We start from the raw sequence: 14412 nt of genomic DNA on the forward strand, positions 1-14412 counted from the left end.
GGTTCACGTCGTCAGAACGATGCCGGTGCCCCAGGACGGGACACCGGCAAGACGGTCAGCGCACCGGCGGTGCGTACTGCAGACCACCTTTGTTCCACAGGGCATTGAGGCCACGTTCGATCTTCAGCTCGCTGCCGGCACCGACGTTGCGATTGAAGCTTTCGCCGTAGTTACCCACTTGCTTGACGATCTGCACCGCCCAGTCTTTCGGCAGTTTCAGGTCCTTGCCGAACTCACCCTCGGCGCCCAGCAGGCGAGCGATGTCCGGGTTCTTGGTGGACTTGGCCATCTCCTCGACGTTCTTCGAGTCGATGCCCAGCTCTTCGGCGTTGAGCATGGCGAACAGCGACCAACGCACGATGTCGAACCACTCTTCGTCACCCTGGCGCACGACCGGGCCCAGCGGCTCCTTGGAGATCACTTCCGGCAGCACCACGTACTCTTCCGGCGCGGCCAACTTGATGCGCTGCGCGTACAGCTGCGACTGGTCGGAGGTCAACACGTCGCAACGGCCGGCTTCCACCGACTTGGCGCTCTCGTCGGAGGTATCGTAGGTGATGGGGGTGTACTTCATGCCGTTGGCACGGAAGTAGTCGGAGAGGTTCAGCTCAGTGGTGGTACCGGCCTGGATACAGACGGTGGCGCCATCGAGTTCCTTGGCGCTGGACACGCCGAGCTTCTTGTTCACCAGGAAGCCCTGACCGTCGTAGTAGTTCACGCCGGCGAAGTTCAGGCCCAGGCCGGAGTCGCGCGAGCTGGTCCAGGTGGTGTTACGCGACAGGATGTCGACCTCGCCGGACTGCAGCGCGGTGAAGCGCTCCTTGGCGGTCAGCGGGCTGTACTTGACCTTGGTTGCGTCGCCGAATACGGCGGCTGCCACGGCACGGCACACATCGACGTCGAGCCCCAGGTAATTGCCCTTCTCGTCCGCGTAGGAGAAGCCCGGCAGACCATCGCTGATACCGCACTGCACGAAACCTTTCTTCTGCACCGCGTCCAGGGTAGCGCCCGCCTGAGCGAAGCTGCTGACACCGAGAACGGCTGCGGTAGTCAGTACCGCCAGGGTGGATTTCACCATCTTCATTAAAACCTCCAGTTGCTTTTGTTGTGTTGGAGTCTCGGTCCTACCACCCTGCCCTTTTGGGGCTCGTCGGATGCGTCGGCAGCAACGCGTCAAACCGGCGGATCAGACCTCTTCGAGAGTCTAGTTGGCGAATCTTCCTTAAGCCAAAAAACTCTCGTGTACCCACTGGTCGAATGGGTCGGAGACGGATAGCCATTTACTCCTCGCCCGGCATGCAATGCTAGACGAACCTTTGGAAACCCCATCAAATCGGCTTCCCGTCTGTTCCGCTCCCGGCCTGGTACAGGTGTTACCGCACCGGGCAACGTCATCAGTCCTATTGGCCATAGCAAAGCCCATACCAGCACCTTGCCATTACCACCATACGGACAGGTCAAGCGTAAAACTTGTAATCTTGCGACATATTCTTCCCAGATTAGTCACTTAGCCAAAGCGCTGCCGCCCTCCTATAGACACGGCCGCACCAGACTGGAGCCCCGCCATGAGCGATCCTTTGATTCTTCACCCCACACCTCGCGCAGACGCCTGCGTCGTCTGGTTGCACGGCCTGGGCGCCGACCGCTATGACTTCCTGCCGGTGGCCGAAGCGCTGCAGGAGCGACTACCCAGCACCCGCTTCGTCCTGCCCCAGGCACCGACCCAGGCGGTGACCATCAATGGCGGCTGGGCCATGCCCAGCTGGTACGACATCCTGACCATGAGTCCAGCTCGCGCGATCAACCGCGAACAGCTGGAGGCATCGGCGCAACAGGTGCTAGCGCTGATCGAGGCCCAGCGCGACAGCGGCATAGACCCCCGGCGCATCTTCCTCGCCGGCTTCTCCCAGGGCGGTGCCGTGGCCCTGCATGCCGCGTTCCTGCGCTGGCAGGGGCCGCTCGGCGGAGTGCTGGCGCTGTCCACCTATGCACCGACCCTCGACGGCGACACGCAACTGGCCGATGACAAGAAGCAGTTACCCGTGCTCTGCCTGCACGGCACCTTCGATGATGTGGTACAGCCCACCCTGGGCCGCGCCGCCCATGATGCGCTTGCGGCCCAGGGGGTGGAGGTGCGCTGGCGCGAATACCCGATGGCCCACGAAGTCCTGCCGGAGGAGATTCGCGATATAGCCGACTGGCTGGAGGAGCGCTTGGGCGACAACGGGGCGGCATCCGGACAGGTGCCATGATGCCGGGCAAGGCGTAGGGGGCTCCTGCGTCATGGCCCTGCCGGTGGCGCCGAAACGTGACGAGCTAGTCAGATTCCTCAGCCACCGGTCGGGCAAGGCGCCTCGAGGATTGCCAGCCCCGGTTCGCCGGCATACTGTCGGGATTGGAGATCGCCTGACAACAGGGAGTGTTCGCGATGCCCGCCCCCCTTCACAGCCAGCGCCGCGCGCCTTCGCCATGAAAGAAGCGCATTGGCAAGTCGACCCGCAACGTATCCATCAACTGCGACTGTTCAACAACGTCGCCGCCAGCTGCGTGAACCAGGTGCTGAAGTCCTTCCGGGCCTGCGAGCTGGAAGCCGGCGAGATTCTGCTCTCGCCCTTCCAGCGCAACCAGCACCTGTATCTGCTGCTCAGTGGCCAGCTCAAGGTCTATCTCGGTTCACTGGACAACCAGCCGGTGAATACCCTGAACGTCGGCGACTGTGCAGGAGAGATCAGCTTCATCGACAACCAGGCGCCGTCGGCCTACGTGGTGGCGAGTACGCCCTGCAGCCTGCTACGCCTGCATCGTGAAGCCCTGATCAAGCTGTTTCAACAATCGCCGCAACTGATGCACAACCTGCTCAGCCTGCTCTGCGAACGGCTGCGCTCAGGCAACCGCATTCTCCTGGACAGCGAACAGAGCGCCAATATCGATGCCCTCACCGGCGCGTTCAACCGCCGCTGGCTCAAGCATGTATTCGAACGGGAAAGCACCCGCTGCGCGTTCAACAGCCAGCCGCTGTGCCTGCTGATGCTGGATGTCGACCACTTCAAGGCCTACAACGACCGGCACGGGCACCTGGCCGGCGACTATGCCTTGAGCATGGTCGCCCACACGCTGCGCGAGCAGTTGCGGCCCAAGGACAGCCTGATCCGCTACGGCGGCGAAGAGTTCGTCATCCTGCTGCCGGAGATCGGCGAGGACGATGGTCGGCGCATCGGCGAGCGCCTGCGCATGGCCCTGCAGCAGATCCCCTCCTTCTACGCGCCCAGCGGCGTGCTGCCGGGGGTAACGGTATCCATCGGCCTGGCCCTGATGCGCCAGAGGGATGAGCTATCAGACCTGATCGCCCGGGCCGACAGCGCGCTATACCGGGCCAAGCAACAGGGCCGCAACTGCCTGTACGGCTAGCGGCGACCTCTCGGTAGGTTGTTCCGCCGGTGGATTCCCGGCGTTCTGGGCGTGCAGCCAACCGAGGCCTCCAGTAGCCCCCGGATGAACCTGCCTCACCTTTGGCTAGGCTCATACCAGCGCCATGCCTTTGCTCGCCCCGCACTTCCGGAGACCCCATGCGCAAGCTCCTGCTTATCCTGCTGCTCGCCATGGGTGCTGGGGCGCTCTTTTTCAGCCTGCCTCAGCTGCTCGACCGCCTGCTCAACGGCGTCGCCCTCGGCCCGCCCTACTCGGCGAGCGAAGCGGCGCGACGTCTTCACCAGCAGCTGTTCATCGCCGACCTGCACGACGATGCGCTGCTCTGGCAGCGCGACCTCCTCGAACGCCACAATTACGGCCACTCCGACCTGCCGCGGCTGCTCGAAGGCGGTGTGGCGCTGCAGGTATTCTCCACCGTGACCAAGACCCCGCGCGGGCTCAACTACCAGCGCAACGCCGCCGACAGCGACAACATCACCCTGCTGGCGCTGGCCCAGCGCTGGCCAAGGACGACCTGGGACAGCCTGTTGCAACGGGCCCTGTACCAGGCCGCTAAACTCCGGCAGGCGGCGACCGCCAGCCAGGGTCGCCTGGTGCTGATCCGCAGCCGGAAAGACCTAGCGGCCTTTATCCAGGCCCGCCAGCAGGACCCACGGCGGGTCGCCGCGCTGCTCGCCACCGAGGGCCTGCATCCGCTCGAGGGCAACCTGGACAACCTCGAGCACCTGTATGACGCCGGTTTTCGCATCGCCGGCCTGACCCATTTCTTCGACAACGAAGTCGGCGGCTCCGCCCACGGCCTGGACAAGGGCGGCCTCACCCCATTCGGGCGCCGGGTGATCGCCCGTCTGGAAGACAAGGCCATGCTGATCGACCTGGCCCACGCCTCCGCCGCCCTGATCGACGACGTGCTGGCCATGGCCCGACGACCGCTGCTGGTATCCCACACCGGCGTCGCGGGCACCTGCCCCGGCCCGCGCAATCTCAGCGACCCGCAGCTGCGCGGCATCGCCGCCAGCGGCGGGCTGGTCGGCATCGGCTACTGGGACGCGGCCGTCTGCGCCACCTCGGTCGAGGCCATAGTACGGGCGATCCGCTACACCAGCGAGTTGATCGGCGTCGAACATGTGGCCCTCGGTTCGGACTTCAACGGCACCATCCGCGCGCCCTTCGATGTCAGCGGCCTGGCCCAGCTGACCGAGGGCCTACAGGCGGCCGGCTTCAGCCATGCCGAGATCGCCGCGATCATGGGCGGCAATGTCCAGCGCCTGCTGCTGGCGACCCTGCCGCCGGACTGACCGAGCAGTCAGGCAGCCCCTTGAGGAAAATGCCGCACAGGCATTGACAAGTCGCCCGAGCAGGGAGCTTCGCCGCGCCGACTTCTTGCTTTACACTGGCCGCCGTTCACTCCTTAACCAATTGACGAGATGACCGTGCTCAAAGCACTCAAGAAGATGTTCGGCAAAGCCGAGGGCGAGCAAGCCGATACGCTCACTGCGCCGGCAACCCCTCGCAGCCAAAACGCCCGAGACGAGAAGCCCAACCGCCCCGCCAAGCCCAAAGACGCCGGACGTGCGGCCACTGACAGTGCCGAGGCGCCAGACAATGCCGCAGCCAAACCGGCACGCGGCGGCAAGGGCAACGCCAGCAAGCCACGCCGCGAACGTGCGGCCAAGCCCGTCGACAACTGGAAGCTGGAAGACTTCGTGGTGGCACCTGCCGAAGGCAAGACCCGCTTCCACGACTTCGACCTCGATCCGCGGGTGATGCACGCCATCCACGACCTCGGCTTCCCTTATTGCACGCCGATCCAGGCCCAGGTCCTCGGCTACACCCTCAAGGGCCAGGACGCCATCGGCCGCGCCCAGACCGGCACCGGCAAGACCGCGGCCTTCCTCGTCTCGATCATCAGTCAGCTGCTGCAGACCCCGCCGCCGAAAGAGCGCTACATGGGCGAGCCGCGCGCACTGATCATCGCCCCGACCCGCGAGCTGGTGGTGCAGATCGCCAACGATGCCATCGGCCTGACCAAGTACAGCGGCCTGAACGTGATGAGCTTCGTCGGCGGCATGGACTTCGACAAGCAGCTCAAGCAACTGGAATCGCGCTTCTGCGACATCCTGGTCGCCACCCCGGGCCGCCTGCTGGACTTCAACCAGCGCGGCGAGGTGCACCTGGACATGGTCGAGGTGATGGTGCTCGACGAGGCCGACCGTATGCTCGACATGGGCTTCATCCCCCAGGTACGGCAGATCATCCGCCAGACCCCGATGAAGGGCGAACGCCAGACCCTGCTGTTCTCCGCCACCTTCACCGAAGACGTGATGAACCTGGCCAAGCAGTGGACGGTGAATCCGGCCATCGTCGAGATCGAGCCGGAGAACGTCGCCAGCGACACGGTCGAGCAGCACGTCTATGCGGTCGCCAGCGCCGACAAGTACAAGCTGCTGTACAACCTGATCACCCAGAACGACTGGAGCCGGGTGATGGTCTTCGCCAACCGCAAGGACGAGGTGCGGCGCATCGAGGAGCGCCTGACCCGCGACGGCGTCAGCGCCGTGCAGATGTCCGGCGACGTGCCCCAGCACAAGCGCATCCGCGCCCTGGAAGGCTTCCGCGAAGGCAAGATCCGCGTGATGGTGGCCACCGACGTGGCCGGCCGCGGCATCCATGTCGAAGGCATCAGCCATGTGATCAACTTCACCCTGCCGGAAGACCCGGACGACTACGTGCACCGCATCGGCCGCACCGGCCGCGCCGGCACCAGCGGCACCTCCATCAGCTTCGCCGGCGAGGACGACGCCTTCGCCCTGCCGCCGATCGAGGCGCTGCTGGGGCGCAAGATCAACTGCGAGATGCCGCCGGACGCGCTGCTCAAGCCGGTGCCGCGCAAGCACTGAGGCGACAAAAAAGGCGCAGCCCCGGCTTCGCCTTTTTTATGCTCGCCCCTGGCCCGAGCGCAGTGGGCGAGCCATTCGCGAGGTCGCGCCGCAACGTCAAATGACAACGGCCCACGACCGTTCGACGAGCCGGTCAGGATTATGGGCCGACCGGACAAAACCGAGACAATCGAGGACACCAGGGCAGAAGCATGGATAGCATCTTGTCGGTAAGGTTACCGCTCCCCAGTTCTACCCCCCCAATGGCGAGCGCCGGATGAACCGGACCCGTTGGCCCTGGGGGCTGGTGCGAACGCTCATCTATATTGGCGGCCTCCTCTGCGCCTTGATCCTGGCCCTATTCAGCCTACTGCTAGCAGGCGCCGACGAGCTCTGGGGCAGCCTGCTCAGCGGCGCCGCCTGGCTGGGCTGCCTGGGGCTGATTGCGGCGCTGGTGTGGCCCCCCAGCCGCGAGGCCCCAGGCTGCACCCAGGCGATCTGCGCCCTGCTGCTCTGCGGCCTGACAGCCAGCCTCCCCCTGCTGATCATGCTGGCACAGAACCCGGACACGCTGCGCAGCGCCCCCTCGCTGAGCGCGGCCATCCTCGCCCCGGCCGGGGTGGCACTGCACTACCTATGGCGCGCCCTGCGGCTGTTCAGCGCCGCACAGCGGCTCGGCCTCGGCCTGGTGCTGCTGCTCGCTGGCGCCACCCTCGGCCTGGTGTACCTGCTGCAGCCGCGCCCACCGTTGCAGGTCATCCACGCCACCGCGCCTACCGACGAAATCACCCTGATCATCGAAGAGGGCACGCCGGGGCTAACAGCGAGCATGGGCCTGAGCTATGCCAGCAAGCTTCCCTATGCCGCCATTCACCACCAGGGCCGCACCTACCGACCGCTACCGGCGCAGGCGCGCACCTCCATCCCCTGGGACGGCACAGGCTCGCGCTATGTGGTCAAGGAAAGCCTGCTGGCCAATCCCCACAGCGAGCGCTGGCCGCAGCGGGTGGTCTGGACCCTGCACGACCGACAAACCGGACAACTGATGGCCCGTCGCGAGCTATGGCGACGCGGCATCAGCGAATGGTCGAGGGACACCCCCTCCGGTTGGCAGGGCGAGCATGCCGCGGACTTTATCCGCCAGGTGCTCAGGCCCAACGCAGCCCGCCGGCTCAGCGGCGGTTACCCACGGGCCCACGTGCGCGTAGAAGAATGGCGCGATCGACAGCCGCTGAGCCGGGAGGCGGTGGAGCGGCGCGTGGTCGGCTGCGCCGCCGGCATCGGGCTGATCCACGACGGACCGCGCACCTACCTGCAATCCAGCACGCCCAATTGGCGCTTCGAGAACCTCTACCCCATGGGACAGGTGTTCTGTCTCGGCACTGACATTTACGTGATCTCACAGCTGCTGGCGCAGGAGCTCTACATCGACCGGCTGGATGTCACCGGCCGCCTGCTCGGCCAATGGCACGCCAGCGCATCGCGGGCACTCGATCGCGAGCACCTGCCCATCCTGCACATCGCATCTCTAGGCGTGGAGGGGCATGTCATGCGCCTGCGCTTGGCCTGGTTCGAGGAACTGCCCGAGACGGGCAGCCTCCGCCTACCGGAGAAGAGCGCCCTGCTACGCCTGGATATGACGCCCCGTCACGCGAGTGACCGAGGCGCCGCGAACAGCCCCTAACTTCAGTCGCTGCGCCAGCGCTCCGCCGCGGCCTGGTCGCTGGCCCGTCCCTCGACCCAGCGCGGACCGTCGCAGGTGTCTTCCTTCTTCCAGAACGGCGCGCGGGTCTTGAGGTAGTCCATGACGAAGGCGCAGGCGTCGAACGCGGCCTGGCGGTGGGCGCTGCTGGTGCCGACGAAGACGATCGGCTCGCCCGGCTCCAGGCGGCCGATGCGGTGGATGATCTGGATATTGAGCAGCGGCCAGCGCCGCCCGGCCTCCTCGGCGATCTTGCCCAGGGCCTTCTCGGTCATGCCGGGGAAGTGCTCGAGGAACATGCCGCCGACCTCGCGGCCCTCGTTGAAGTCGCGCACGTAGCCGACGAAGCTGACCGCCGCGCCGACGCCGACATTGGCCGCGTGCAGCGCATTGGTTTCGGCGCCCGGATCGAACGGCTCGTGCTGAACGCGAATGGCCATGCTCAGCCCCCGGTCACGGTGGGGAAGAAGGCCACCTCGTCGCCCTCGGCCAGGGGCTCGTCGAGGCTGCACAGTTCCTGGTTGCGCGCGCACATCAAGTTCTGCTCGGCCAGCACCTCCCACACCCCGCCACGGGCCAGCAGGTGGCGGCGCAGGTCGTCGAGGGTGGCGAAGCCCTGGCTGTCGCGCAGCTGCTCGCCGTCCAGGCCCAGGGTTTCGCGGTAGCGGGCGAAGTACTGCACGCGGATCATTGCTCGTCCCCGGCCTTGTAGTGGCCACTCTTGCCGCCGAGCTTCTCCAGCAGGCGCACGCTCTCGATGATCATGCCGCGGTCCACCGCCTTGCACATGTCGTAGATGGTCAGCGCGGCGACACTGGCGGCGGTCAGCGCCTCCATCTCCACGCCGGTCTGCCCGGAGAGCTTGCAGCGCGCGCGGATGCGCACGGCGTCATCGCCCTCGGCCGTAAGTTCGACCTTGACGCTGCTGAGCATCAGCGGATGACACAGGGGGATCAGGTCGGCGGTCTTCTTCGCCGCCTGGATGCCGGCGATGCGCGCCACGGCGAACACGTCGCCCTTGGGGTGCTCGCCCTCGACGATCATCTGCAGGGTCTGCGGGCGCATGCGCACCCGGGCTTCGGCCACGGCCTCACGGACGGTCAGGGCCTTGTCGCTGACGTCGACCATATTGGCGCGACCTTGGGAATCGAGATGGGTCAACACAGGTTTGCTCCAGGCGGGTATCGGCCGATTGTAAACCCGCGGGTCAGCTTTCGGCACCTGTGAATGCCATGGAATCGGATGGTCAGTCGCCCCCGCCTGCGCCGGGCGCAGGCCCGACGCGGCGGATAGGACGGGAGGGTGGGGTTACATATGGCTCTCGGCGAACTCGGCGAGGATCGAGCGCGGCACCCCTTGCAGGGTGATGTGCACGCCGTGTTCGAAGTCCTTGAAGCGTTCGGTGAGGTAGGTCAGACCCGAGCTGGGCGCCGACAGGTAGGGCGTATCGATCTGCGCCAGGTTACCCAGACAGACCACCTTGGAGCCGCTGCCGGCGCGGGTGATGATGGTCTTCATCTGGTGCGGGGTGAGGTTCTGGCACTCGTCGATGAGGATCAGGCTCTGCTGGAAGCTGCGCCCACGGATGTAGTTCAGCGATTTGAACTGCAGCGGCACCTTCTGCAGGATGTAGTCGACGCTGCCGTGGGTGTTCTCGTCCTCCATGTGCAGCGCTTCCAGGTTGTCGGTAATGGCGCCGAGCCAGGGCTCCATCTTCTCCGCCTCGGTGCCGGGCAAAAAGCCGATCTCCTGATCCAGGCCCTGCACGCTGCGGGTGGCGATGATGCGCCGGTAACGCTTGCTGACCATGGTCTGCTCGATGGCCGCGGCCAGGGCCAGGATGGTCTTGCCCGAACCGGCGGCGCCGGACAGGTTGACCAGGTGGATGTCCGGGTCGAGCAGGGCATAGAGCGCCAGGGCCTGGTAGATGTCGCGCGGGCGCAGGCCCCAGGCCTCCTGGTGCATCAGGGGTTCCTGGTGCAGGTCGAGGATCACCAGCTCATTGGCCTCGATACCCTTGATCCAGCCGACGAAGCCCTGCCCGTCGACGATGAACTCGTTGACGTGCACCGCCGGCAGGTTGTCGATCAGCTGCACCCGGTGCCAGGTGCGACCATGATCCTGACGGGTTTCCACGGTGCTGACGCGGTCCCAGAACGAGCCCTCCATGCTGTGGTAACCCTGGGACAGCAGGGACACGTCGTCGACCAGCTGGTCGGTGTGGTAGTCCTCCGAGTCGATGCCGCAGGCGCGCGCCTTCAGGCGCATGTTGATGTCCTTGGTCACCAGCACCACGGCCACCCCGGGACGCCGCGACTTGAGCTCGACCAACTGGTTGATGATCTTGTTGTCGTTGAGGTCTTCCGGCAGCCAGGTGATCGGCGAGGCGCTCTTGCTCATGAGAATCGACAGGAACCCGCAGGGCCCGCTCTTCTCCCGCTGAATGGGTACGCCCAGCTCGACTTCGTCGGGCGCGGCACTGCCGAGAATCTTGTCGATCAGGCGAATGGCCTGCCGGCATTCGGCGGCGACGCCGGCCTTTCCGGTTTTCAGCTTGTCCAGTTCCTCCAGCACGGTCATCGGGATGGCAACGTGGTGTTCCTGAAAGTTCAGCAACGCATTGGGATCGTGGATCAGGACATTGGTGTCGAGAGCGTAGAGGGTCGGAGCGGTGGGCGTGGAGCGTCCATGGTCATCCATACTCGGTCACCTTCTTCTAGTAGCCATGCGACGGAATGCCACAGCAGCGCTCCGCCGCGGGAGGCCGCCGACGACTCAGGCGGGGCTGAGAAGGTGCAAGCAGGATGAGGGCCGATGGCCGCCACCTGTCTGCAGGATTCGGCGGTCTTGCTTTTTAATTACTCCAAAAAACATGACAGGCAAACGTTCTTTTCAACTTTTTGAACTTTATTTTGCCTATCGACGAATAACCCTTGGCGATCCCCCCCCAGCCCGTTACAGTCAAAAGTCCTACCGGCGCGATTGACGCCATTTTCCCGCCTCTTCTCTGCCGCCTTACTCGGTGTGCCCATTCTCGGCGCAGCGGTTGACCTCGACCGTCACGTGCACCAGTTCGCCGAACCCTTGCAGGCGCGCCTTGTAGCGATCCGCCGAGCCATTGCCATGGGTCACCACACTGGCGATGCAGGCGAACTGCGCCCGCCCGACACGCCACAGGTGCAGGTCCGCCAGTTCGGTGTCCGGCTCCGCGACCAGGGCGCTGCGTACCCGCGCCACCAGCGGGCTGTCCATCTCCCGGTCGAGCAGCACCTTGCCGGTCTCCAGCAACAGGCCCTTGGCCCAGACCGCGATGATCACCGCGCCGATCACGCCCATCAGCGGATCGAGCCAGGTCCAGCCCAGCCACCAGCCGCCGAGCAGGGCGATGATCGCCGCCACCGAGGTCAGCGCATCGGCCAGCACGTGGACGAAGGCCGCGTGGCGATTGAGGTCGCGTCCGCCGCTCGGTCCGTGGTCGTGGTGAGCATGGCCGTGATCGTGGCTGTGCTCGCCGCCGAGCATCCAGGCCGATGCCAGGTTGACCAGCAGACCGACCACGGCGATCAGCAGGGCCATGTCGAAGGCGATCTGCTGCGGTTGCCACAGGCGCCACAACGACTCGAAGGCGAGCATGGCGATGACCACGAGCAGCAGGATGGAACTGGCGAAGCCCGCCAGCACCTCGATCTTCCAGGTGCCGAAGGCGAAACGCCGGTCGTTGGCATAGCGCCGGGCCAGCAGGTAGGCCAGCGCGGTCAGGCCGATGGCGAGCATATGCGAGGCCATGTGCCAGCCGTCGGCCAGCAGGGCCATGGAGTTGAAGGCATAGCCGGCGGCGATCTCCACCAGCATGGTCGCCCCGGTCAGGGCGGTGACGCGCCAGGCCTGGCGCTCGGCACGGCTTTCCAGTGGGCGGTAATCGTGGGAGGGTTCCCAGCGCGAGTGGTTGCAGGCGGTCATAACGACTCCTTGTTGGCCATGGGTACCTGCCCACACTAAAAGACCGGGGCGGCCCCCGGGTCAAGCCTCGCCCGGACGCTACCGCCGGGCACTCAATCGCCGCGATAGGTAGAGCCAGGGCCGCTGCTCGGCCTAGAATCGCCGCCAGGACTTTCAGGAGCAGCCCCTATGCTGATGGTGATTTCCCCCGCCAAGACCCTCGACTACCAGACGCCGCCGGCGACCCAGCGCTACAGCCAGCCCGAACACCTCGACCACGCCCAGGCCCTGATCAGCCAGCTGCGCGACCTCAGCCCCGTGCAGATCGCCGAACTGATGCACCTGTCGGACAAGCTCGCCGGGCTCAACGCGGCGCGCTTCGCCAGCTGGACGCCGCACTTCACCCCGGACAACGCCAAGCAGGCGCTGCTGGCGTTCAAGGGCGACGTCTACACCGGCCTGCATGCCGAGGACTTCGACGAGGACGACTTCGACTTCGCCCAGACGCATCTGCGCATGCTCTCCGGCCTGTACGGCGTGCTGCGCCCCCTGGACCTGATGCAGCCCTACCGCCTGGAGATGGGCACCAAGCTGGCCAACCCGCGTGGCAAGGACCTCTATGCCTTCTGGGGCGAGCGCATCAGCGGCTGGTTGAACGAGGCCCTGGCGGCCCAGGGCGACCGGGTGCTGCTCAATCTGGCCTCCACCGAGTATTTCGGCGCGGTCAAACGCAAGGCCCTGGACGCGCGCATCATCGACACCGAGTTCAAGGACCTGAAGAACGGCCAGTACAAGATCATCAGCTTCTACGCCAAGAAGGCCCGTGGCCTGATGGCCCGCTATGTGATCAAGCACCGCCTGACCGATTCCGAGGCCCTCAAGAACTTCGACGCCCAGGGCTATCGCTACTCGGCCGAGCACTCCACGGCCGACAAGCTGGTGTTCCTGCGCGACCAGCCGCTGGACTGAACTCGCCCCGGCGGCGGGACTAGCCTGCCGCCCCCATGCCCGTCGCCCCGGCCTTGTGTAGGATGGCAAGGTGTCCATCCGCCAAGGCCATCGCCATGCTAATCGGCGCCTTCCTGCTGCTGACCTGGTTCATCCTGCTGATCCGCTATCCGGGCAAGGCCCTGCCGATCTCCATGGCCGCCCTGCTCGGCCTGGGCCTGGTGGCCAGCTGGGTGCTCTGGCAGGAGAGCCGGGAAAGCCGCCACCTGGCCCACCTGCAACTGCGCCTGGAGTACGCCCCGCAGCGCTGCCCGGACAACCGCCCGCTGGCGCTGGAGCTGACCAACGGCAGCGACGCCGTCCTGCGGGAGCTGCATTGGCAGATCGCCGCCTACCGCCCCGGCGAGACGGTCAACCTGGCCCGCCGGCTGTACGAGTCGCCGCGCTACAGCGGCCCCGGCGACCTGCTGCCCGGCGCCAGCTGGCAGGACTGCCTGCCGCTGCCGACCCTGCGCAGCGGCTACCGCGCCAGCACCCTGGAGTTCCGCGCCGAACGCCTGCAGGGCAGCTTCGCCGATTGAATCCAGACTGCCCGGATACCCCCGTCCACCCGAACCAGAGAAAGGAAGCCCCATGACCCCGCCCAGCGTTCTGATCACCGGTTGTTCCAGCGGCATCGGCCGCGCCCTGGCCGACGCCTTCCAGGCCGCCGGCTACCGGGTCTGGGCCTGCGCGCGCAAGGCCGAGGACCTCGCCGCCCTGGAAGCCGCCGGTTTTGCCGCGGTGCCGCTGGATGTCAACGACGGCGCCGCGCTCGAGCAACTGGCCGAGCGCCTGCAACGGGAGAGCGGCGGTCTCGATGTGCTGATCAACAACGCCGGCTACGGCGCCATGGGCCCGCTGCTGGACGGCGGCGTGGAGGCCCTGCGCCGGCAGTTCGAGACCAACGTGTTCGCCCTGGTCGGCGTCACCCGCGCGCTGTTCCCGCTGCTGCGCCGCAGCCGCGGCCTGGTGGTGAACATCGGCAGCGTCTCCGGCGTCCTCGCCACCCCCTTCGCCGGCGCCTACTGCGCCTCCAAGGCCGCGGTGCACGCCCTCTCCGACGCCCTGCGCCTGGAACTGGCACCCTTCGCAATCGAGCTGATGGAGGTGCAGCCCGGGGCCATCGCCTCCAGCTTCGGCGCCAACGCCAGCCGCGAGGCCGAACAGCTGCTCGGCGAGGGCTCGCCCTGGTGGCCGCTGCGCGAAGGCATCCGCGCCCGCGCCAAGGCCTCCCAGGACAACCCGACCCCGACCGCACAGTTCGCCGCCGAGCTGCTGGCCGCGGTGCAGCGGCGCAAGCGTCCGCAGCTGCTGCGCCTGGGCAACGGCAGCCGCGCCATGCCGCTGATGGCCGCGCTACTGCCCAGGCCCTGGCTGAGCGCGCTGTTGCGAAAGCGCTTCGGCCTCAACGTGCAACTCTGAGACGGCTCCGTCCGCCGACGCGGGCCGCGCACCACCGAACGGGAGACTCGC

General features: G+C 66.3%; 14 protein-coding genes. 8 read left to right on the top strand and 6 right to left on the bottom strand.

Annotated features, from left to right (window positions below; all coding sequences use genetic code 11):
• Window positions 1-55: 55 nt before the first annotated feature.
• Window positions 56-1084 carry an amino acid ABC transporter substrate-binding protein gene (locus SBP02_RS15580; RefSeq protein WP_318643038.1) on the bottom strand — a complete coding sequence of 343 codons (1029 nt, stop codon included), beginning with the start codon at window positions 1082-1084 and terminating at the stop codon, window positions 56-58.
• A 481-nt stretch (window positions 1085-1565) separates the two neighbouring features.
• Here SBP02_RS15580 and SBP02_RS15585 point away from each other — a divergent pair, with 481 nt between their 5' ends.
• The 5 genes from SBP02_RS15585 to SBP02_RS15605 all read left to right on the top strand — a co-directional run bounded on the left by SBP02_RS15585 (window position 1566) and on the right by SBP02_RS15605 (window position 7992).
• Window positions 1566-2252 carry an alpha/beta hydrolase gene (locus tag SBP02_RS15585; protein ID WP_318643040.1) on the top strand — a complete coding sequence of 229 codons (687 nt, stop codon included), beginning with the start codon at window positions 1566-1568 and terminating at the stop codon, window positions 2250-2252.
• 217 nt (window positions 2253-2469) lie between these two features.
• The gene (locus tag SBP02_RS15590) at window positions 2470-3408 is read left to right on the top strand and encodes a GGDEF domain-containing protein (RefSeq protein WP_318643042.1); all 939 of its coding nucleotides are present in this window, start codon (window positions 2470-2472) and stop codon (window positions 3406-3408) included.
• A 158-nt stretch (window positions 3409-3566) separates the two neighbouring features.
• Window positions 3567-4727, top strand: a complete 1161-nt coding sequence (locus SBP02_RS15595) for a dipeptidase (RefSeq protein ID WP_318643044.1) — start codon at window positions 3567-3569, stop codon at window positions 4725-4727.
• 135 nt (window positions 4728-4862) lie between these two features.
• On the top strand, window positions 4863-6329 hold the full coding sequence (rhlB, locus tag SBP02_RS15600; protein ID WP_318643046.1) for an ATP-dependent RNA helicase RhlB: 1467 nt from the start codon (window positions 4863-4865) through the stop codon (window positions 6327-6329).
• A gap of 256 nt (window positions 6330-6585) precedes the next feature.
• On the top strand, window positions 6586-7992 hold the full coding sequence (locus tag SBP02_RS15605; protein WP_318643048.1) for a hypothetical protein: 1407 nt from the start codon (window positions 6586-6588) through the stop codon (window positions 7990-7992).
• A gap of 2 nt (window positions 7993-7994) precedes the next feature.
• Here the strand turns inward: SBP02_RS15605 and moaE are convergent, their stop codons facing one another.
• From moaE to dmeF, 5 genes are all read right to left on the bottom strand, one after another.
• Window positions 7995-8450 (bottom strand): molybdopterin synthase catalytic subunit MoaE, encoded by a 456-nt coding sequence (gene moaE / locus SBP02_RS15610; protein WP_318643050.1) that lies wholly within the window; start codon window positions 8448-8450, stop codon window positions 7995-7997.
• Between the two features lie 2 nt (window positions 8451-8452).
• Window positions 8453-8701 (bottom strand): MoaD/ThiS family protein, encoded by a 249-nt coding sequence (locus SBP02_RS15615; protein ID WP_318643053.1) that lies wholly within the window; start codon window positions 8699-8701, stop codon window positions 8453-8455.
• Window positions 8698-9174 carry a cyclic pyranopterin monophosphate synthase MoaC gene (gene moaC, locus SBP02_RS15620; protein ID WP_318643055.1) on the bottom strand — a complete coding sequence of 159 codons (477 nt, stop codon included), beginning with the start codon at window positions 9172-9174 and terminating at the stop codon, window positions 8698-8700. The genes SBP02_RS15615 and moaC overlap by 4 nt, the downstream gene beginning before the upstream one ends.
• A gap of 144 nt (window positions 9175-9318) precedes the next feature.
• The gene (locus SBP02_RS15625) at window positions 9319-10710 is read right to left on the bottom strand and encodes a PhoH family protein (RefSeq protein WP_318643057.1); all 1392 of its coding nucleotides are present in this window, start codon (window positions 10708-10710) and stop codon (window positions 9319-9321) included.
• Between the two features lie 315 nt (window positions 10711-11025).
• Complete coding sequence (gene dmeF / locus SBP02_RS15630) at window positions 11026-11970, bottom strand: CDF family Co(II)/Ni(II) efflux transporter DmeF (RefSeq protein ID WP_318643059.1); 945 nt, start codon at window positions 11968-11970, stop codon at window positions 11026-11028.
• A 168-nt stretch (window positions 11971-12138) separates the two neighbouring features.
• Between dmeF and yaaA the strand changes: the two genes are divergently transcribed.
• The 3 genes from yaaA to SBP02_RS15645 all read left to right on the top strand — a co-directional run bounded on the left by yaaA (window position 12139) and on the right by SBP02_RS15645 (window position 14361).
• Window positions 12139-12918: a peroxide stress protein YaaA gene (gene yaaA / locus SBP02_RS15635; RefSeq protein ID WP_318643061.1), complete on the top strand. Its 780-nt coding sequence runs from the start codon at window positions 12139-12141 to the stop codon at window positions 12916-12918.
• A 95-nt stretch (window positions 12919-13013) separates the two neighbouring features.
• Entirely contained in the window at window positions 13014-13478 is a 465-nt protein-coding gene (locus SBP02_RS15640) for a multidrug transporter (RefSeq protein ID WP_318643063.1), read from the top strand.
• A 52-nt stretch (window positions 13479-13530) separates the two neighbouring features.
• Window positions 13531-14361, top strand: coding sequence for an SDR family oxidoreductase (locus SBP02_RS15645; protein WP_318643065.1), 831 nt, complete (start codon window positions 13531-13533; stop codon window positions 14359-14361).
• The last annotated feature ends 51 nt before the right edge of the window (window positions 14362-14412 follow it).

The organism is Pseudomonas benzenivorans (assembly GCF_033547155.1).
In the GTDB taxonomy this organism is placed as follows: domain Bacteria; phylum Pseudomonadota; class Gammaproteobacteria; order Pseudomonadales; family Pseudomonadaceae; genus Aquipseudomonas; species Aquipseudomonas benzenivorans_B.

Bases quoted from the DNA above. Each gene is read 5' to 3' on its own strand.
- SBP02_RS15605 (WP_318643048.1), top strand. From the start codon at position 6,586: ATGAACCGGACCCGTTGGCCCTGGGGGCTGGTGCGAACGCTCATCTAT.
- SBP02_RS15585 (WP_318643040.1), top strand. From the start codon at position 1,566: ATGAGCGATCCTTTGATTCTTCACCCCACACCTCGCGCAGACGCCTGC.
- moaE (WP_318643050.1), bottom strand. From the start codon at position 8,450: ATGGCCATTCGCGTTCAGCACGAGCCGTTCGATCCGGGCGCCGAAACC.
- SBP02_RS15625 (WP_318643057.1), bottom strand. From the start codon at position 10,710: ATGGATGACCATGGACGCTCCACGCCCACCGCTCCGACCCTCTACGCT.
- dmeF (WP_318643059.1), bottom strand. From the start codon at position 11,970: ATGACCGCCTGCAACCACTCGCGCTGGGAACCCTCCCACGATTACCGC.
- SBP02_RS15580 (WP_318643038.1), bottom strand. From the start codon at position 1,084: ATGAAGATGGTGAAATCCACCCTGGCGGTACTGACTACCGCAGCCGTT.
- SBP02_RS15590 (WP_318643042.1), top strand. From the start codon at position 2,470: ATGAAAGAAGCGCATTGGCAAGTCGACCCGCAACGTATCCATCAACTG.
- SBP02_RS15615 (WP_318643053.1), bottom strand. From the start codon at position 8,701: ATGATCCGCGTGCAGTACTTCGCCCGCTACCGCGAAACCCTGGGCCTG.
- SBP02_RS15595 (WP_318643044.1), top strand. From the start codon at position 3,567: ATGCGCAAGCTCCTGCTTATCCTGCTGCTCGCCATGGGTGCTGGGGCG.
- SBP02_RS15640 (WP_318643063.1), top strand. From the start codon at position 13,014: ATGCTAATCGGCGCCTTCCTGCTGCTGACCTGGTTCATCCTGCTGATC.
- yaaA (WP_318643061.1), top strand. From the start codon at position 12,139: ATGCTGATGGTGATTTCCCCCGCCAAGACCCTCGACTACCAGACGCCG.
- SBP02_RS15645 (WP_318643065.1), top strand. From the start codon at position 13,531: ATGACCCCGCCCAGCGTTCTGATCACCGGTTGTTCCAGCGGCATCGGC.